This window comes from Mycobacterium branderi, assembly GCF_010728725.1.
Classification (GTDB): Bacteria; Actinomycetota; Actinomycetes; order Mycobacteriales; family Mycobacteriaceae; genus Mycobacterium; species Mycobacterium branderi.
The window spans coordinates 1,491,958-1,510,109 of the sequence record NZ_AP022606.1; the positions used below are offsets into that span (position 1 = coordinate 1,491,958).

Below are 18,152 nucleotides of genomic sequence, written 5' to 3' on the forward strand. Positions count from 1 at the left end.
CCGGCTACGTCACCGTCGGATAGGGGGCGGGCTCAAAGTCGAAGATTCGGCGGGCATTACCCTGCAGCACTTTGTACTTGTCGATGTCGGACCGGCCGTCGAGTGCCTTGTGAGCGGCCTGGAGGGAGTTGGGCCAGAGGCTGTCGGTGTGCGGATAATCCGTTTCGATCATCACGTTGTCGATGCCGATGGCGTCGAGATTGGCCGCCCCGAAGTCGTCTTCGATGAAGCAGCCGTACATGTGGTCGCGGAAGAGCTGACGCGGCGACTCCGGGAAAATCTCAGGGTCGGTGGGCACTGGGTTCAAGCGCATCGTGGCCGGGTCAACCGCCCAGTTGTTGGCCCGTAGGTATTGGTAGTCGGCGGCGACATGCTCAGCGCGCTCGATGAGGTAGGGGATCCAGCCGATGCCGCCCTCAGCCAGCACGATCTTCAGGTCGGGAAACTTCTGCAGCTTGCCCGAAAACAGCCAATCCGTCGTCGAGTTCGCCAGATTGAGGTTGATGTTGACTGCCTGAACCCCGAACGGTGCGTCGGGCGCCGTGGTGGGACTCACGGACGACGACCCGATGTGGGTGCACAGCGGCATCTTCGTCTCGTTCACCACCGCGAAGAAATCGTCCCACGCTCCCGAGTGGATGGACGGAAACCCCAACGGATACAGGTTCTCCGAGAAGGCAATGGCTTTGGCGCCCTTGCCGGCGCACCGCAGCGTCTCCTCCACGGCGAGTTGGGTATCCCACAACGGAATGATGATCATCGGGATGTAGCGACCGGGCGCCGCCGCGCACCACTCGTCGATGACGAAGTCGTTGTACGCTCGCACGCACTTGAGACCGAGGTCGCGGTCACCGAGGTGGGCGAACATCTGACCACAGAACCGGGGGAAGAACGGAAAGTTCAATCCCGCGATCACATGGTCCTCGTCCATGTCGGGAATGCGAGCCACCGGGTCGAAGTAGGCCCGCGGCATCTCGTCGTAATTCACTGGCAGGGGGGAGTATTCGGCCGGCTTTTGGTGGGCCGCGACCAAGATGCCCAACACCGACGCACGCGCCTGGTCGTAGACCCAGGTATCGATGCCGTCGATACGCTCGACATGTGGGACTCGGTCACGGTCGGCGGCCGACGCGCGGTCCACCCAGAGGTTCGGCGGCTCGATGATGTGGTCGTCGACGGAGATCATCCATTGAAGATCTTGCTTGTCCACGGGGGTTCCTCCCTGGTTTCGCTATTACGTTGGCTGCGAGACGATATCGGCGGTTGTCCGACGCCCTTCATCGGCCGACGCGGGCGCCGGGCGTGAACACGACGGGCAGCGCGCGGTAGCCCCGGGTGACCGAGTTCCCGTGAAAATCGACTTTAGCCCCGGCCGGAATTACGTAGTCGGGTAGCCGACGAAGTGTCTGCTCGACACCTACCCGGAACTCGAGTCGGGCGAGATTGGAGCCCAGGCAGCGGTGGACGCCGGCGCCGAAACCGAGGTGCCTGTTGGTCTGCCGGTCGAGGATGCACTTGTCCGGCTCGTCGAACTCGCGCGCGTCGCGGTTGGCGGCCGCATAATTCACCACGACCGTCTCACCTGGACAGAACTTCTGTCCGCTCACCTCGACCTCTTCGGCGACGGAACGATGCAGTCCGTGGACCGACCCGGCGTACCGGATGAATTCCTCGATCGCCGTCGGCATCAGCTGGGAATCGCGGACCAGTCGGTCGCGATCGGACGCATGGGTGCCCAGGTGGAAGAAGGCGAATGACATTGCGCTAGAGGTTGTTTCGAGCCCGGCCTGCACCAGCAGCATCACGTTCGCGACGACGTCGTCGAAGCTCAGTTTTTCGCCGTCGATCTCGGCGGCGAGCAGGACGTCGATCAGGTCGTCGCGCGGCGGTTCAGCACGACGCTTGTCGATCTCCTCGCGTACGCGGAGGTAGAGATTCGTCATCGAGCCGTTTCGGACTTCTTCGCTCTCACCGTTGATCGCGAGGTCGGCCGTCTCGATGTAGAGCGGCACGTCCTCCACGGGCATACCGAGGAGATACCGGAAGAACACGATCCCAGGTTGTTGCCATGCGACATCGGCGAGGTCCCCGCGCCCCAACTCGATGAAGTTGTCGATCAACCCGTCGGTGACCGCGCGCACCTGGGGCTCCAGGTCTTTCATCCGGCCCGGAGAAAAATACGGATTGAGAACTTTGCGGAGTTGCTGCTGCCGCGGCGGATCCAGGGTGATGACGATGTCGCCAAACGACATCGGATTGCCTTCCAGCCCAACGGGTTTGCTGGAGAAGCTGCGCCAATCGCGCAAGATCTCGTAGCAGTCGTCGTAGCGGGTGGCCACCCACGCGCCCCCGGGCGTGGGTCCCAGGAAAGGGACGTCCTGGTGGCTGAACGGTCCGTTCTCCCGCATCACCGCGTAGACCTCATAGAGGAATTCTTGGTCGTTGAAGTCGTCGTGGCGAAGGTCGAGATTCCGGGCGTGCTCCTCCGGCGATTTGCTCACCATGGGTAGTCCTTTCCGCGCTCGCGCGCGAACCGGCCGAGATCGGGACAACGCCGGCGGTCATCTCGCGCACGCCGAAATTTGGTTTGGCAGCACAGTAAGTCGTCGCCAGCGTGGAGTCAAGTCACACTCGATAACTGCGCCGGCGTCGATGGAGCCGGCCGCGGCTAGCTGGGTCGGCACGCTTGCTAGCTTCCTCTCGGAAGCCGGGTGCTCCTAAGCTATGGGTGATGACTACAGGCGCGCGCCGGCGAGTTCGCGACAAGGATGGCAAGCAACGAGCTCTCCTTGAGGCTGCTGCGGAGGTCTTTGCCGAAGCGGGGTACGCGGCCGCGGCGACAAAGGAGATCGCTCGCCGCGCCGACTGCTCCGAGGCGATGCTGTTCCACTACTACGGAGACAAGCGAGGCATCTTCGAGCAAGTTGTTGCCCGACAGATCGCCGACCTTGTCGGCGAGGCCGAAGAGCAAGTCGTGGCTGCTCTGCCAGCGCGGTTCGAAGAGTATGTCGAGCAGCTGTTTTTTGCACGGCTGAGGATCGACGACCGCAGCAGCGGTGTTCCCGGCTGGGACATTTCCAGTCGGGCGTTGTCGGATCCGGACTTCTCGGTGCGCGTGCTGCAACCCAATCACGCGCGCCGTACGGCTGTTATCGCCGAGGGCGTTCGCCACTACCAAGCGGCCGGGCAGATCAAGACCGACGTCGACGCCGACCTGTTGGCCGAGCTGCTAGCCAACTTCATCATCTTCACAACGAGCCTGGGACCGCGCTGGTTTGGTACCGAGGAGTCGGATATCCGCGCGCAGATCGAACTGGGCTCGAAGATCTTCGCCGACGGGGTAAGCGCATCGACTCAGCCGCCTTCCGCAAAGCGGACCGGGCGGACCCAGCGGGCCAGGCGGGCCCAGCGGGCCGCCAAGGTGCGCGCGGCCGACTAGAGATCCGCCGAACTCCACCCACACCACAGTTATCGAGTCGCACTTGACACGCTGGCTTTGCCGTCACTAGCGTCGTTGCCAGCCAGGCCACAGCCCTGCGCACGCAGAGCTCCCTGCTCGATCGGCACGAGCGTGAGGACTTCACATTGGGGTGTGCATTCAGCGGTGCGAGTAATGCACTTGCACCAACCTCGACGCGGAAAATGGCGGCTCGATGAATCCGCTCCGAGGGGTGCGTGTTGTCGAGTGGGCGACCGAAATCGCCGGCCCGTACTGCACCAAGATGTTCGCCGACCTCGGAGCCGAGGTCATCAAAATAGAAGCCGCAGAAGGTGATCCGCTCCGCCACCGAACATTTGGCGATCGAGGCGGCACCGGCGCGTTGTTCAAATTCTTGAACGCCGGTAAGCGCTCGGTCGTCGGCACTGCGCTGTCCGAGGTGGAGGACCTGATCGTTTCAGCCGATGTGTTCGTCGATTCTCTTGGCCCCGGGGCACTCGACCGCGAGGCCCTCCTACGGCGTGCACCACACCTGGTGGTCGTGGCCCTGTCTGCGTACGGATTGACCGGACCGTACCGCGGCCGGCCCGCAACGGAGTTCACGATCCAGGCCGAGAGCGGAACGCTGGCGTTGCGAGGTCGCCCGGACCAACCGCCCATTCAAGCGGGTGGTCGAGTCTTCGAATGGGTGATGGCCAGTTATGCCGCCGTGGGCGCGCTTGGCGCTTTGCGTCGGACTCAATTGGGCGGACCGGGCGAGATCATCGACTGCTCGTTGTTGGAGGCCTGCCACCTCAGCGCCAGCGGATTCGCTGACCTCTACCACGAGCTGGCCGGTCGCCCCCCGTTGAACGGGCCCGCCCGTCAGGTGGAAATCCCTTCCATCGAACCGACCGCGGACGGCTGGGTCGGCTTCAACACCAACACCCGCCAGCAATTCGAGTCGTTCCTGGCGATGATCGGCCGGCTGGACCTGCTCGAGGATGACCCTGCGTGGGCACTCGCCACGACGCGCTGGGAACGCCGGGAACAATGGAATCAGATTGTGCGGGAATGGACGACGGGACGTTCCACGGACGAGATCGTGGCGCTGGCCTCCGATCTGCGCATCCCCGTCTCGCCGGTCAACAATGGCCAGACGGTGCTGTACCACCCTCAGTTCGCGGCGCGCGGCGTCTGGGGCACCTCTGCCGACGGCAACTTCACCCACCCGTTGGCGCCCTACCGGATCGATGGCCGACGACCCGCCCCAACCGACGTTGCGCCCTCGCTCGGCGAGATGACAAAAGTGCCCGCCCACAACAGGATTGCGAGGGTTGCCCACCGCTCGCCCGGACTTCCCTTGGAGGGCATACGAATTCTCGACGCGACCGCATGGTGGGCGGGCCCCTCCTCGACCCACATTCTCGCCGCACTGGGCGCCGAGGTCATTCACCTCGAGTCGACGCAGCGCCCTGACGGTGCGCGGATGGTAGCCGCGGCGTTCGCCCATCAGCCGCAGTGGTGGGAGCGGTCGGGCATGTACCTGGCAACGAACACTAATAAGCGAGGGCTCACCCTCGACCTGTCCTCACCGGCGGGGCGGGAACTGCTGTTCAAACTCGTTGAACAGTCGGACATTCTGGTCGAGAACTTCTCGCCCCGCGTCTTCGATAATTTCGCGATCACGTGGGAGGCCGTCAGTGAGCGGAACCCTCGAATAGTGATGGTTCGTATGCCAGCCTTCGGGCTCGACGGGCCATGGCGCAACAACGTGGGTTTCGCGCAAACGATGGAGCAGATGACCGGAATGGCGTGGGTGACTGGCCATGAGTACGATCAGCCCCGCATCCCCCGCGGCCCGTGTGACCCACTGGCGGGCATGCACTCCGCGTTCGCCATGCTCACAGGCCTTCGGCAACGCGACGAGACGGGCCGAGGATGCCTCATCGAAGTATCGATGGTCGAGTCCGCGCTCAACGCGGCTGCCGAGCAGGTCGTCGAATTCACCGCACACGGCAACCTGATATCGCGACTAGGAAATCGCAGCCGTGACGCCGCCCCCCAAGGGGTCTATCGATGCGCGGGCACCGAGCGGTGGCTGGCGATATCGGTCGCGACGGACGAACAGTGGCGCCTACTGAAATCTGCTCTGGGCGAGCCGGATTGGGCCAACGACCCCTCGCTGGACACCCACGAAGGGCGAGTTCGGGCGCATGATGTGCTCGACAAGCACCTCGAAGAATGGGCCGGCCGCCACGACTCCTCGGCCGCAGCCGAGTTACTCGTTGGATACGGCGTACCGGCTGCGGATTTGGCAGACGCCAGGGTCGGATCGATGCACCCTCAGCTCGCCGCGCGCGGCTTCTTCGAAAGCCTCGACCATCTTGTCGCGGGACCGCATCACGTGCCTGCGATTCCCTTCAAATACCGCAGCGTCGACAAGTGGTACCGGACAGCGGCACCGACGCTGGGGCAGCACAATGCCGACATCCTCGGCGATCTGCTCGGCCTCGACGAGCCCTCCCTTGCGACCCTCGCAGAAACAGGTGTCATCGGGAACAAACCGGGCGGATTGGACTAGGGCCATGAAACTTCATGTCGACCGGGATATGTGTCAGGGACACAGCCGTTGCTACGCCACGTATCCCGATCTGTTCGACATCGACGACGAAGGGACCGCCTTCGTCGTCGTGGAAAACGTTCCCCCCGAATGGGAAGACCGGGCGCACAACGCTATTGCCAACTGCCCCGAGCGTGCTATTCACATCGTCAAGGAGTCGCCATGAAGACCAAGGGAGCAGTGCTGTGGGGGCTGAACGAGAAGTGGTCGGTCGAGGAGATCGAGCTCGATCCGCCGCAGGACGGCGAGCTACTCGTCGAGTTCGAAGCGACCGGTCTATGCCATTCCGACCACCACATTCGCACCGGTGACATGTTCGGGGTGAGTTTTCCGTTGATCGGCGGACACGAAGGGGCGGGCGTCGTTCGGGAAGTCGGCCCGGGGGTCCGCGATATGGCGGTGGGAGATCACGTGGTCACCTCTTTCCTGCCGGCGTGCGGTCGCTGCCGCTGGTGCGCCACGGGCCGTCAGAACCTCTGTGATTTCGGCGCGACGATCCTGGCGGGGGTCCAGGCCGACGGCACGTTCCGGCGCCGAGCCAGAGGGCGGGGCATCGGGGCCCTTTCCGGCGTCGGCAGTTTCGCGCAGTGGGGTGTGTTGTCGGAAGCCTCGGTGGTCAAGATCGACGACGATGTGCCGCTTTCGCGCGCATGCCTTCTCGGCTGCGGCGTCACCACCGGCTGGGGTTCGGCTGTCAACACCGCAGAGGTCAGTCCCGGAGACGTCGTCGTTGTGGTGGGCTGCGGAGGCATCGGCAGCGGTGCCATTCAGGGTGCGCGGCTGGCCGGTGCGGAGGAGATCGTCGTCGTCGATATCGAACCGAGCAAGCGCGACAAGGCTTTTGAGTTCGGAGCCACGCACTTTTCTACCTCGATGGAGGAAGCAACCCAGCTCGTCGGCGAGATCACGCGCGGAGTCATGGCCGACTCGGCCATCCTCACGCCAGGCGTGCTCGAAGGCGCGATGATCAACGACGCGCTCAATGCGGTGCGCAAGGGCGGTGCCGTGGTGGCGACCGCCCTGGCATCGATGTCCGACGTGACGCCCACGCTGCCGCTGACGTTGTTCACGCTGTTCCAGAAGCGCCTCCTCGGCAGCCTGTATGGCGAGGCCAACCCGCGGGCCGACATCCCGCGGCTGATCAGCTTGTATCGCAGCGGCAAGCTGTTGCTCGACGAGACCGTCACCACCGAGTACAAGCTCGACGACATCAATGAGGCCTACGACGACATGCTGGCCGGCCGCAACATCCGCGGGGTGATCATCCACGACCACTGACTCTGTGGGAAACGACCCAAGTTCATTCACTCAGTCGCCGAAAGGAATTCACTTATGTCCTCGCCAGCCGATGTCGTCCGCCAGTTCTGCGCGTTGATGGAGCAGCGGGACGCCGAAGCGTTGCGTCCCCTGCTCGCTGAAGGTGCTGTTTATCAGAACGTGGGAATGCCCGCCTTCATCGGACCCGATGCCATCGTGGAGAACATGGCCGCCCAATTCGCGATGTTTCCCGACGCCTACGCCTTTGAAATCGTCAACCTCGCCAGTGAGGGTTCCGTGGTGCTCACCGAACGCCTGGACTACATCCAGGCGCCGGACGGAAGCAAGCCGGCCATCCCCGTCATGGGGACCTTTGTGGTCGACGGCGACGGGAGAATCACTCGCTGGACCGACTACTTCGATCTGAATTTGACGATGAAACTCCTTCAAGGCGAGGACATCAGCGCCCTGGTGCCCGCGACCGCATGAGCCGTGGCATAGCAGCGTCCCGCTGTCGTCTCGAAGCACCGCCAGTCGCGTGGTGAGGAAGGGACTTTCATGCGAATGCCTCGTGCTGTCGCCAATTTCAACCGCCGTGTCACAAACCCAACCGCTCGGTCTCTCACACCGTGGCTCCCCTGCCTAGGGACGCTCGAGCACGTCGGCCGCAAGTCCGGCAAGCGCTATCGAACGCCCCTCTTGGTATTCAAGTCCCGGGACGGCTACGTCATTCTCGTCGGGTACGGGCCTGAGACCGACTGGCTCAAAAACGTATTGGCCGGCGGCCCAACAGTATTGCGCAAGCGGGGCAGAGCCATCGCGTTGGCCCACCCGCGGATCGTGAGTAAGGCTGAGGCCGCACCCCTTGTCGCACCGGCGCCCCGGCTGTTCTACCGCCTGTTCCCCTACAACGAAGCAGCATTGGTGCTGACGGAGACGAGCACTGGCCGATCGGGTTAGACAGCAGACAAGACAGCTACTGCTTGTTGTGGGCGGCCTCAGCTGTCGAGATGCAGCGAAGATTGACAAGAATCGCCGGTCTACTTTGGCAAGAGTTGGATGTCTCGGAGAAGGCTGTTAATTTTCGCTGCATCCTCAGGTTGGGTCAGATCCCAGACGCCCCAATCGTCTCTGCGCCCCGAATCCGCGCCTGCGGACCCACCCCGACGGCTGCTCAATATTCACGTCCATCCGCTTCCGCTCACGCGCGGTGCTCAGTCAGACGGCCGTGGTGCCGCCGTCGACCATCAACTCCATACCATTGACATAGCTCGAGTCATCCGAGGCGAGAAACAGTGCGACCGATGCAATCTCCCCAGGGCTGCCCATCTTTCCCCGCGGGATCATTGCCTCAAACTGCGCCTTGGTCTCCTCGTCGAACAACTGCTCCTGTATCGGCGTGGCGACCTGGCCCGGGGTCAGCACATTGACCCGAATCCTCCTGTCCTTCAACTCGTTCAACCACACGCGAGCATAGGCATGCAGTACAGCCTTGCTCGCCGCGTACACACTCCAGTGAGGAAAACCCTTGACCGAAGCGATCGACCCGGTCATGAAGATCGAGCCACCGTCGTTGAAAAGCGGCAATGCCTTCTGCACCGTGAACAGCGTGCCACGCGCGTTCAGCCCGAACGTCGCATCAAAGTGCTGCTCCGTGATCTCACCGAGCTTGCCCTCCTCGCCCATCCCCGCACTGGCCCACAACACGTCGACGGCGCCCTTTTCCCGCCTGACCACATCGAACAACCGGTCCAGATCGTCCAGGTTGGCCGAATCCGCTTGCACACCGGTCACATTCCGGCCGATCAGCTCGACGGCTTCATCCAGCGCTTCCTGCCGCCGACCCGAGATGAAGACGTGAGCTCCTTCTTCAACGAACAACTTGGCACCGGCCAGCGCCATCCCGCTTGATCCACCAGTGATCACCGCCACCTTGCCGTCAAGCTTTCCCATCATCACCCCATCGATCGATAACCTGGCTGGCGAAGTCGAGCATCTGGTCAAGAGTTGAGAACATTGCGAAGGCATCCACGATTCCCTCGTCAGCCTCCGACCGGGCGAGGCGCTCGAGCCTGGCGGCTGAGTCAACGGACGTGCCCGGTTCGCGGTTGATCCGCATTGCCGTCTTCAGCGCATCAGGATCGCGGCCGGCGTCCTTCGCGCACGGCGCGCAATCGACCACAGGTGGTCGGTGACCTCGTCCTGCAGCCCCTCGACCCCGAGCCAGCCGACGCCGCTGCGGCCGACCCGGCGCATCGCGGCCTCGCTGGCACCGCCGATCCAGATGGGCGGGCCGCCGGGCTGGACCGGGCGCAGGTCGGCATGGACCGGCGGCAACGAGAAGAACTCGCCGGCTGGCCGCGCCGCCATCGAGAAGGCAGCGCCCAGGCACGTGGAGGACGTCCGCCGGAACTTCATCGACCTGCTCACCCCGGCTGAACTCGACATGCTCGCCGCCCTCAACGAACGAATCCTGCACCACCTGGCAGAGACGACGACTTCCCGGGCCGATGACGAGCCCTCGTAGACTTCATAGGTGCACGAGCAGGTGACAACGTTTCAAACAACTGGTACCTGTTTGTCAATCTTCATTGCATCTCGACTGTAGGTTCTCATTTTCAGTGTCCTATCGCGATCGCCCGAACTGCGGTAATGCGAGTTGTTTCACGAGATGTCATTGGTGACTTGTCTCAAATCCGCGTTATTTGTTCAGAGCAGCCGGGCTGGCGGCAGGGTCGTCACGCCGCCACTCGGCGGCCAGCGAGCGGGGCCGTAGGCGCCCATGGTCGGCGACTCATGGTTTGTCGCTCCGCCGTCACCCGGAACAGCCGGCCTGGTTCTCGGCAAGCCGCGACCGGCGGGGTCGAGCCACTTGCTGCTACATCCCCGCGGTGATACGAGCGATCACATTGGAGAGGTGGCGTCGAGCGGGATGATCGACGACCTCGCCTGTTATGTCGCCCGTGATCAGAGGTGCGCCCGACGGCGACGCAGGGGCGCAGCGCGACTCAAGAGGCGACTCGTAGCCATATTTCGCTGCAGGTCTGTCGCGCTTGAGTCAGGCGGGCGGGCGACACTCGGGAGGCTTGATAGAAGTTGCGTTCGATCATCCAGCACAGAGCTTCAGCGATGGCCGCCGATTGGTCGGGCCCCTTACCGGCCGGCACTCCCATGTGCTCGAGTATTGCGGTGATCGCAGCGACGAAGATGTCGGCTGTCTCTTTCCAGAGCGCATCGAGTTGCGGAACTGTTGCCGCAAGGTCGATCGCCGTGCGCATGACGACGCCGTGCTCGCGCCACAGATCCTCGGTCCGTCTCATGGCGGTATCGATCGCCTTTGCCCCGCTGGCGGCGTCTTCGCTTGCCGCGCGCGATTTCTCGTGCAGCACCGTGACGGTGCGGGCGAACAGCGCGGTGATGACTTCCTGCTTGGATCCGAAATAGAAGTAGAGCGCTCCGCGGGTGATGCCAGCGCGTGCGGCGATGTCGGCGATCGTCATCGCGTCGTAGCCGATGGCGCCCAGTAACTCCTCGGCCGCGTCCAGGATCGCGGCCTCGCGGAGGTCACCTTTGCGGGGTTCGCCCGCTCGTCGCCGGGTCAACTCGCCGCAATCTGATGGCCGTCGGGGAAATCGGTGCTGCGTGACAATGGCTCCCAGGCCGCGATGTCAGCGTCGACCGCGTCGCGTCCGGCGCGGATCAGCCGTAGCGCATCGGATCCCAGTACGAGGTGGCGGGGTGGCTGCACAGCGTCGACGACGGTCAGGATGGCCGTCGCGGCCTTTGCCGGATCACCGAGCTGGTTGCCGTTGGCGTGCAGGCGTGCCGAACGGATCGGCTCGAACACCGTGTCGTAGTCATCGATGGCGCGTTCGGCGCGGACCATTGACCGGCCCGCCCAAGCCGTCCGGAAGGACCCGGGTTCGATTGCGGTGACGTGGATCCCGAACCCGGCGACTTCCTTGCCGATACTCTCCAGCAGGCCTTCGAGCGCGTACTTGCTGGCGCAATACGCCGAGAGCCCCGGTACCGTCATCAACCCGCCCATCGAGGTGACCGCCATGATGTGTCCGGCCCGCCGCTTACGCATGTACGGCAGCACCGATTGCACGGTGGCGGCAGCCCCGAAGAAATTGGTCTCAAACTGCGCGCGTACCTCCGACAGCGGCGTCTCCTCGAAGACGCCCTCCAATCCGTAACCGGCGTTGGCGATCAGGACATCGATAGGCCCGATGGACGCTTCGGCTTCGGCGACGGTGTCGATGACCGCCGCGTGGTCGGTGACATCGAGGATCCGGCCGTGGGCCTTCGCGTCCAGTGCGTCGAAAGGGGCCAGATCGGCGGTCTTGCGCACCGTGCCGATGACGGTGTGGCCGGCTTCCAGCGCACCGTGCGCGAAGGCGCGGCCGAGTCCGCTGCTGACACCGGTGATGAAGAACGTCTTGGGCATGACACGAGCCTACGCAAAAATCAACGCAGTGTCGAGTTTTTTCATCGCTACGTCGATTTGCATGGCTGGCGCAGATCGATGACTTACCTCCGACAGCGCTCACCAATGAGCGCAATACGGTCGTAAAGCAAAGCAGGCGGCGGCCAGCAGCGGAGGACGCGGTTTCTCCCGTGGTTTGGGGAATGACCACACCGGCTCGAAATCGAAGAAGGGGCCGTGGTGTTCGGACTCGTCGGTAGTCCACAACGCACTCAGGGCCTGCACCATGTCGGCGAGCGCGCGGTATCGGTGCGACCATTTGATGGGCCGGGACTGTTCTAGTTCGGCGCGAAATCCGACGCCGATGCCTAGCCGTAAACGGCCGCCAGTCATCTGGTCGAGGGTTGCGACTTGCTTTGCGAATGTGAATATTTCATGCTCGAGCGGCAAGGCCACGGATGTGCCGACACGAAGCTCGGTCGTGGCCTGAGCCGCCGCCATCAAGGACAGCAGCGGATCCCACATCTGCTTCTGCGCCCGAAACAGAGAGGGATGGAAGGCGCCTTAGGCCGACACGGGAATCTGCGGGTGTTCGCCGACCCACATGGATTCGAAACCGCGCGACTCGAGTTCGACGCCAAGCGTGCCGGGACAGATGTCGTGCGGCGTGTTGAGGGACACGAATCCCAGGTCCATGGATACTCCGTTCGAGTCGGAGGTGTGTCGCTGTATGACGGAGCAGAAGTCCTAACCGAGGCGGGCGAGTTCGCTGAGCAGTTCCCGAGTGCGTTGGGCCGATGCCTTTCGTTGTGCTCGGTCATCACCGACTCCGATGGGCTGTGCCCAGATGTCGGTGGCCCCCGCATCGAGCATGTCCTGCAGTTGTTTTCGCACCGACTCCTCGTTGCCGATGATCGCGACATCGGCAGGGGTGGCGCCGCCACCCGCCTCGATGACCCGCTGATAGTTGGTCATCCCCGCGTACATCGTCGACATCGCCGCGGTGGCCGCCCGGGCCTCGACGAGGTCGTCGTGCACGGCGACGGGTAGTCCAGCTACGATCCTTGGCGGTGGCCGACCCCATTCCGTGGTCGCGTGGCGCAGTGCGGGTGCGATGCGGCATTCGATGACCGATGGCGACGCCATCCAGAGCACGACTCCATCGGCGAAACGACCTGCAATACGCAACATCCGGGGTGACAGCGCCGACAGCAGCAGCGGCACCTCATTGTCGAGTTTGACCATCCCGGCGGGACTGCGGGTTGTCCAGTCCTGACCGGAGTAGTCGACTTCCTCGCCCCGCAACAGGGCACTGATGATGCGCAGATATTCTTCGGTGTTCCTGCCGGGATGGTCGTAGGACACGCCGAGCACGCCGCTGACGAGCGGCTCGTGCGAGGGGCCCAGCCCGAGCGTGAATCCCGGGCGGCCCATGGCATTTGCCGCGGCGGCTACCCGGTTAGCCTGCAGCAGCGGGTGGCAGGGATACGTCTGGAGTACGGCTGTACCCAGTTCGATCGAGGTGGTGGCCCGTCCCGCCAGCGCCATTGCCACCAGCGGGTCGCCGGCCACCGTGCTGGCGTACCACAGGGACGTGAAGCCCTCGGCTTCAGCTGCTTGGGCCTGCTCGATGATCTTGTCGGTCGATGAGGCGCCGCCGGTCAGCCCGATCCGCATCGCGGCTCTCCAATCTTTTTGCATGTCAACGGATATGCGCGCCAGTGATTGTGTTCGTCATTCATGGATACGCGCTTGCTCCTTGAGAGCTCAGATCACCGCGCCGCCGTTGACGCCGATGATCTGACCCGTGATGTAGCCCGCCTCGTCGGAGCACAGGACAGCGCACACAGCGGCGATGTCCTCGCCAGTGCCCAGCCTGCCGACCGGGGAGGCCTTGGCAAGGTGCTTGACGGGGGGAAGGTTTCCCGCCTCCTGCGCCGCGCGAAGCATCGGGGTGTCAACGGAAAACGGCGGCACCGTGTTGGCGGTTATCCCGTGGGCCGCGTATTCGAGCGCGATCGTTCGCGTCAGCGCGATCACACCGCCCTTGGATGCGGAGTAGTGGCCTTGTCGGGGCGATCCCGTCTGTGCCGCCGTCGAAGAAATCGTGACCACACGCCCCCAACCGGCCTCGACCATGTCCGGCAGCGCGGCCTGCAGGCACAGAAACGTGCCGGTGAGGTTCACCGCGAGATGGCGGTTCCAGTCCTCGATCGTGATCTCGCCGAATGGCTTGAAGCCAGTGATCGCCGCGCTGGTAACCAAGAGCTGGACGGGGCCGAGCGCGCGCCGCACCGACTCGAACGCCGCTGCGACACTGGCGCTTTCGGCGACGTCGGCCAGTACCGCGATTGCGTGGGCGCCGTCGGCCTGCACCTGGGCCGCCACTTTCTCGGCAGCTTCTTCGTTTACGTCCAACACCGCAACGCGATGGCGGTCGCGGGCCAGTCGTTCGACGATGGCCCGCCCGATTCCCGACCCACCGCCGGTTACTACCGCCACGCGACTCACAATGCTCGCCTTCCACCCGCCGTGGACCTGCTATACGATCGTTCAGTCTATACAGACGTACAGCGCACTCACAAGGCTGGGTACGAAGCGCCCGCTGCGGCGAGTCAGCGTCGGCGAGTCGGAGCCTTCTTCCTGCGGCGGCGAGGCTTGGCTGGTGGTTCGACGGCGTCCAGCAAGCGCTCGCACGCGGCGATCAACTCGGCGTGGGCGGTATCGACGCCCACGCTTTCCTCCAACTCAAGGAGCTTCGGAACACCGTTGATCAGCAGCACCACGGCATCGAACGAAAGATCAGCGAGGAGCCGGGCGCCTTTCCCGAATTTTGCCACCAGCGCGTCGACCTGGACTCTGCGTATGCTGTCCGTCGCGGCGGCGATCTGGGAACGAATAGATTTGCGGTGGTTGCCAAGTGCCATGAACTCCGTCATCAGAGCACTCGTCGACTCGTGCCAACTGCTCTCCCACAACGCATGAAGTGGATCGTCGGGTCGCCGCTGAAGTTCCTCGGTCAACCATCGCAGGTTCCGCTCGGAGTAGCGGCGAATGGCGGCGACGAAGATGTCGTCCAGCGAGGGAAAGTAGTACTGGACGAGGCTTGGTGTCACGCCAGCCTTCGCGGCCAATGCGCGATACGTGACGCTCGCATATCCCTCCTCCAGCATCATCTGCGCAACGGCCTCGAGCAAGGCGTCACGCGTCTGTGAAGTCTCTGCTCCTACGCGGCGGGGCGATGCTGCCATGTCCACCTCCCTGATGGTTCATGGCATTTTCACATGCCGACGACCGCTGTACGGGTGTATTGTACCGAGCTAGAATCCTGTACGGTCGTATAGCACATGCAAGCGCGAAGGGAATGTAGGTCCGAATGGCAGGAAAGGTCGGGGGCAAGGTGGCCTTCATCACCGGTGCGGCCCGCGGGCAGGGTCGCAGCCATGCCGTAACGCTCGCGCGTGAGGGTGCCGACATCATCGCCATCGATGTGTGCAAGCAGCTCGACGGAGTCAAACTGCCGATGTCCACACCCGACGACCTAGCGGAGACCGTGCGCCGGGTCGAGGCGCTCGGACAGCGCATCATCGCATCGCAGGTCGATGTTCGAGACTTCGACGCCATGCGGGCCGCGGTCGACGACGGTGTCGCACAGCTCGGGCGCCTGGACATCGTGCTCGCCAATGCCGCCCTCGCCAGCGAGGGCACGCGCCTGAACCGGATGGACCCGAAGACGTGGCGCGACATGATCGACGTCAACCTCAACGGCGCGTGGATCACCGCGCGGGTGGCGATACCCCACATCATGGCCGGCAAGCGCGGCGGCTCGATCGTGTTCACCAGCTCGATCGGCGGCCTCCGCGGCGCCGAGAACATCGGCAACTACATCGCGTCCAAACACGGGCTGCACGGGTTGATGCGCACCATGGCCCTGGAACTCGGTCCGAGAAACATCCGCGTCAACATCGTCTGTCCGAGCAGCGTCGCCACACCCATGCTGCTCAACGAGCCGACCTACCGGATGTTTCGGCCCGACTTGGAAAATCCCACCGTGGAGGACTTCGAGGTCGCGTCCCGGCAGATGCACGTGCTTCCGATTCCGTACGTCGAACCCGCCGACATCAGCAACGCCATCCTCTTCCTGGTCTCCGACGACGCGCGCTACATCACCGGGGTCGCACTACCGGTCGACGGCGGCGCCCTCCTCAAATAAGCAGCCGTACAACACAACTCGAAAGGATCAGCTTCCATGTCACGCGTGACACCACTTCGTTTCCGGGACTGGCCGCCGGAGATGCGCGACGCGATGGCCGCCCTCATGCCACCCAATCCGCGCCATCCCGCACCGGTCACCAAGGACCGCCCCAAAGCGGAGAACGCACTGGGGACGTTGGCGCACCACCCATCCCTGGCGCGGGCATTCTGCACGCTGCAGGGACACCTGCTGATGGGAACCACGCTGAGCATGCGGCACCGCGAAATGCTCATCCTGCGCACCGCCGCCGTACGTGGATCCGCCTACGAATGGACACATCACAACTTCATTGCGCCCGACGGCGGCATCAGCACCGAAGATGTCGCGCGGATCGCCTTCGGTCCGACCGCGCCCTATTGGAGCGAATTCGAGGTCGCACTGCTGCGATGCGTGGACGAGCTCATCCACGACGGCCAACTGAGCGATGCCACGTGGGCCACCCTGTCGAGCGAATTCGGCACCCAGCAACTTCTGGACACGATGTTCACGGTCACTAGCTACGACGCCCTGATGCGCATGCTGAAAACCTGCCAGGTCCACTTGGAGGACGACGTCCGGGAACTTCGCGCCAAGGCAGGACTTTCCGTCGACGGCGACGGCGCATGATCGTGCGTCCCGTGCGGCTTCGCCGCGGCAGACATCAGGAGTTGATCGATGAGTGATCGGTTCGCGCTGACCGACAGAGTTGCAGTCATCACGGGCGCCGGCACGGGCATCGGCCGGGCCAGCGCCCTCGTCCTGGCCGAGCACGGTGCGGATATCGTGCTGGCCGGACGGCGGCCCGATCCTCTGCAGGCGACGGCCAAGGAGGTCGAGGCGCTCGGACGCCGGGCGTTGATCGTGCCGACCGACGTCACCGAAACCCAGCAATGCCAAGACCTCGTCGATGCCACCCTGGCCGACTTCGGGAGACTCGACATCCTGGTCAACAACGCGGGCGGGGGTGAAACCAAAGGCATCACCAGATGGACCGAGGAAGAGTGGCACAATGTCGTGGACCTCAACCTCGGCAGTGTGTGGTTCCTCTCGAGGTGCGCAGTGAAGCCGATGATGACACAAGGCAGCGGCGCAATCGTCAACATCTCGTCCGGCGCGAGCCTGATCGCCATGCCACAGGCCGCCATCTATGCCGCCGCCAAGGCCGGCGTGAACAACCTCACCGGGTCAATGGCCGCGGCCTGGGGACGCAAGGGCATCCGGGTCAATTGCATTGCCTGCGGAGCCATCCGAACAGACGGACTGCTGGCAGACGCAGCGAAAGGCGGATTCGACGTCGACCAGCTGGGCGCCATGAACGCCATGGGGCGAATAGCCGAACCCGATGAAATCGGCTACGGCGTCCTCTTCTTCGCCTCGGATGCAAGCAGCTACTGCTCCGGCCAGACCCTGTACATCCACGGCGGCCCCGGTCCCGCCGGCATCTGAATCAATCCTGATCCCCAAACCAAGGAGCATCTCAGTGACAAGCACCGACATCGACCTCGAAGCACTGCGCCGCGACCTGCAGTACGTCAAGGACAAGATTGAGATCCGCGACCTCATCCATACCCAGGCCCGTGGACACGACCGCCATGATGTCCCACTGATGACCAGTGTCTACACCGACGACGGCGTCGACGAGCACGGACCTACGGTGAAAGCGGCTGCAGACTACGGTGATTGGGCCAACGCGGCGCACTCCGCTGCCTTCGACCAGCACTCGCACAACATCACGACACACACCTGCGAGATCGACGGCGACGTCGCGCACAGCGAGAGCTACGTCATCGTGCAAGCGCGCGCCGGCAAGACGCTCATCATGATGGGCGGCCGATACATCGACCGCCTTGAACGCCGCGACGGCACGTGGAAGATCGCGCTGCGCCGCTGCACCGTGGAGTGGACGCTGCAGGGCGACGGGTCGGCACTGAAGTCGGGTAACTTCGCCGGCTTCATCAAGGGCAGCTGGGACACCAACGACGTCTCCTATGCGCGACCCCTCACACAGGACGACACCAACATCGAACGCTGGTAACGATTTCCAGGTCCGGAGTAGCGGTGCTAATGCCTTGCTCGGCGGCTAGATCCGGCAGAGCGCGTTTATTTACTACGTATTCAGCCTTGGGATTGAACAACCCGCGTGTCTCACCAACTTGGCGGATTCGCCATCGCTCGGCCATCACTCGTGATA

The 18,152-nt window shown here is 63.7% G+C and carries 20 protein-coding genes and 2 pseudogenes; 11 read left to right on the forward strand and 11 right to left on the reverse strand.

Annotation, left to right across the window (positions count from 1 at the left end; genetic code table 11):
• Positions 1–4: 4 nt before the first annotated feature.
• Together G6N47_RS07725 and G6N47_RS07730 are read right to left on the reverse strand one after the other, a co-directional pair.
• On the reverse strand, positions 5–1,210 hold the full coding sequence (locus G6N47_RS07725; RefSeq protein ID WP_083132261.1) for an amidohydrolase family protein: 1,206 nt from the start codon (positions 1,208–1,210) through the stop codon (positions 5–7).
• A gap of 67 nt (positions 1,211–1,277) precedes the next feature.
• On the reverse strand, positions 1,278–2,504 hold the full coding sequence (locus tag G6N47_RS07730) for a cytochrome P450 (RefSeq protein ID WP_179966368.1): 1,227 nt from the start codon (positions 2,502–2,504) through the stop codon (positions 1,278–1,280).
• Between the two features lie 227 nt (positions 2,505–2,731).
• Here G6N47_RS07730 and G6N47_RS07735 point away from each other — a divergent pair, with 227 nt between their 5' ends.
• From G6N47_RS07735 to G6N47_RS07760, 6 genes are all read left to right on the forward strand, one after another.
• Positions 2,732–3,439: a TetR/AcrR family transcriptional regulator gene (locus tag G6N47_RS07735; protein ID WP_083132260.1), complete on the forward strand. Its 708-nt coding sequence runs from the start codon at positions 2,732–2,734 to the stop codon at positions 3,437–3,439.
• A gap of 214 nt (positions 3,440–3,653) precedes the next feature.
• A complete protein-coding gene (locus tag G6N47_RS07740; protein WP_083132259.1) occupies positions 3,654–6,002 on the forward strand; it encodes a CaiB/BaiF CoA transferase family protein in 2,349 nt (782 codons plus the stop codon).
• 4 nt (positions 6,003–6,006) lie between these two features.
• The gene (locus G6N47_RS07745; RefSeq protein ID WP_083132258.1) at positions 6,007–6,207 is read left to right on the forward strand and encodes a ferredoxin; all 201 of its coding nucleotides are present in this window, start codon (positions 6,007–6,009) and stop codon (positions 6,205–6,207) included.
• Entirely contained in the window at positions 6,204–7,319 is a 1,116-nt protein-coding gene (locus tag G6N47_RS07750; RefSeq protein WP_083132257.1) for an NDMA-dependent alcohol dehydrogenase, read from the forward strand. Before G6N47_RS07745 ends, G6N47_RS07750 begins: the two co-directional genes overlap by 4 nt.
• 54 nt (positions 7,320–7,373) lie before the next feature.
• Positions 7,374–7,787 carry a limonene-1,2-epoxide hydrolase family protein gene (locus G6N47_RS07755; protein ID WP_083132256.1) on the forward strand — a complete coding sequence of 138 codons (414 nt, stop codon included), beginning with the start codon at positions 7,374–7,376 and terminating at the stop codon, positions 7,785–7,787.
• A 69-nt stretch (positions 7,788–7,856) separates the two neighbouring features.
• Positions 7,857–8,258: a nitroreductase family deazaflavin-dependent oxidoreductase gene (locus tag G6N47_RS07760; RefSeq protein WP_083132255.1), complete on the forward strand. Its 402-nt coding sequence runs from the start codon at positions 7,857–7,859 to the stop codon at positions 8,256–8,258.
• A 258-nt stretch (positions 8,259–8,516) separates the two neighbouring features.
• Here G6N47_RS07760 and G6N47_RS07765 read toward each other — a convergent pair whose 3' ends face one another.
• Positions 8,517–9,251, reverse strand: coding sequence for an SDR family NAD(P)-dependent oxidoreductase (locus G6N47_RS07765; protein ID WP_083132254.1), 735 nt, complete (start codon positions 9,249–9,251; stop codon positions 8,517–8,519).
• Positions 9,252–9,425: 174 nt separating this feature from the next.
• Entirely contained in the window at positions 9,426–9,716 is a 291-nt protein-coding gene (locus tag G6N47_RS30290) for an LLM class flavin-dependent oxidoreductase (RefSeq protein ID WP_408633077.1), read from the reverse strand.
• Between G6N47_RS30290 and G6N47_RS30155 the strand changes: the two are divergent.
• Positions 9,649–9,825, forward strand: a pseudogene (locus G6N47_RS30155) (MarR family winged helix-turn-helix transcriptional regulator); the annotation flags it as partial. The gene G6N47_RS30290 and the pseudogene G6N47_RS30155 overlap by 68 nt on opposite strands.
• A gap of 481 nt (positions 9,826–10,306) precedes the next feature.
• On the opposite strand, the gene G6N47_RS07780 reads toward G6N47_RS30155, so the two are convergent.
• From G6N47_RS07780 to G6N47_RS07805, 7 genes and pseudogenes are all read right to left on the reverse strand, one after another.
• Positions 10,307–10,900 carry a TetR/AcrR family transcriptional regulator gene (locus tag G6N47_RS07780; RefSeq protein WP_083132252.1) on the reverse strand — a complete coding sequence of 198 codons (594 nt, stop codon included), beginning with the start codon at positions 10,898–10,900 and terminating at the stop codon, positions 10,307–10,309.
• Positions 10,897–11,748 carry an oxidoreductase gene (locus tag G6N47_RS07785; protein ID WP_083132251.1) on the reverse strand — a complete coding sequence of 284 codons (852 nt, stop codon included), beginning with the start codon at positions 11,746–11,748 and terminating at the stop codon, positions 10,897–10,899. The genes G6N47_RS07780 and G6N47_RS07785 overlap by 4 nt, the downstream gene beginning before the upstream one ends.
• A 135-nt stretch (positions 11,749–11,883) precedes the next feature.
• Positions 11,884–12,273: pseudogene (locus G6N47_RS07790) on the reverse strand (LLM class flavin-dependent oxidoreductase); the annotation flags it as partial.
• An 18-nt stretch (positions 12,274–12,291) separates the two neighbouring features.
• Positions 12,292–12,423: a hypothetical protein gene (locus G6N47_RS30050; protein WP_264007121.1), complete on the reverse strand. Its 132-nt coding sequence runs from the start codon at positions 12,421–12,423 to the stop codon at positions 12,292–12,294.
• 51 nt (positions 12,424–12,474) lie between these two features.
• On the reverse strand, positions 12,475–13,404 hold the full coding sequence (locus tag G6N47_RS07795; protein ID WP_083132250.1) for a TIGR03564 family F420-dependent LLM class oxidoreductase: 930 nt from the start codon (positions 13,402–13,404) through the stop codon (positions 12,475–12,477).
• Positions 13,405–13,494: 90 nt separating this feature from the next.
• Positions 13,495–14,238, reverse strand: coding sequence for an SDR family NAD(P)-dependent oxidoreductase (locus G6N47_RS07800; protein WP_083132249.1), 744 nt, complete (start codon positions 14,236–14,238; stop codon positions 13,495–13,497).
• A 104-nt stretch (positions 14,239–14,342) separates the two neighbouring features.
• Positions 14,343–14,984, reverse strand: coding sequence for a TetR/AcrR family transcriptional regulator (locus G6N47_RS07805; protein ID WP_179966369.1), 642 nt, complete (start codon positions 14,982–14,984; stop codon positions 14,343–14,345).
• 119 nt (positions 14,985–15,103) lie between these two features.
• Here G6N47_RS07805 and G6N47_RS07810 point away from each other — a divergent pair, with 119 nt between their 5' ends.
• The 4 genes from G6N47_RS07810 to G6N47_RS07825 are packed head-to-tail and all read left to right on the forward strand — an operon-like array spanning position 15,104 to position 17,996.
• Positions 15,104–15,940, forward strand: a complete 837-nt coding sequence (locus G6N47_RS07810; RefSeq protein WP_083132248.1) for a mycofactocin-coupled SDR family oxidoreductase — start codon at positions 15,104–15,106, stop codon at positions 15,938–15,940.
• Between the two features lie 36 nt (positions 15,941–15,976).
• Complete coding sequence (locus G6N47_RS07815; protein ID WP_083132247.1) at positions 15,977–16,588, forward strand: carboxymuconolactone decarboxylase family protein; 612 nt, start codon at positions 15,977–15,979, stop codon at positions 16,586–16,588.
• Between the two features lie 48 nt (positions 16,589–16,636).
• A complete protein-coding gene (locus G6N47_RS07820; RefSeq protein ID WP_083132246.1) occupies positions 16,637–17,407 on the forward strand; it encodes an SDR family NAD(P)-dependent oxidoreductase in 771 nt (256 codons plus the stop codon).
• Positions 17,408–17,441: 34 nt separating this feature from the next.
• On the forward strand, positions 17,442–17,996 hold the full coding sequence (locus G6N47_RS07825; RefSeq protein ID WP_083132245.1) for a nuclear transport factor 2 family protein: 555 nt from the start codon (positions 17,442–17,444) through the stop codon (positions 17,994–17,996).
• Positions 17,997–18,152 lie beyond the last annotated feature (156 nt).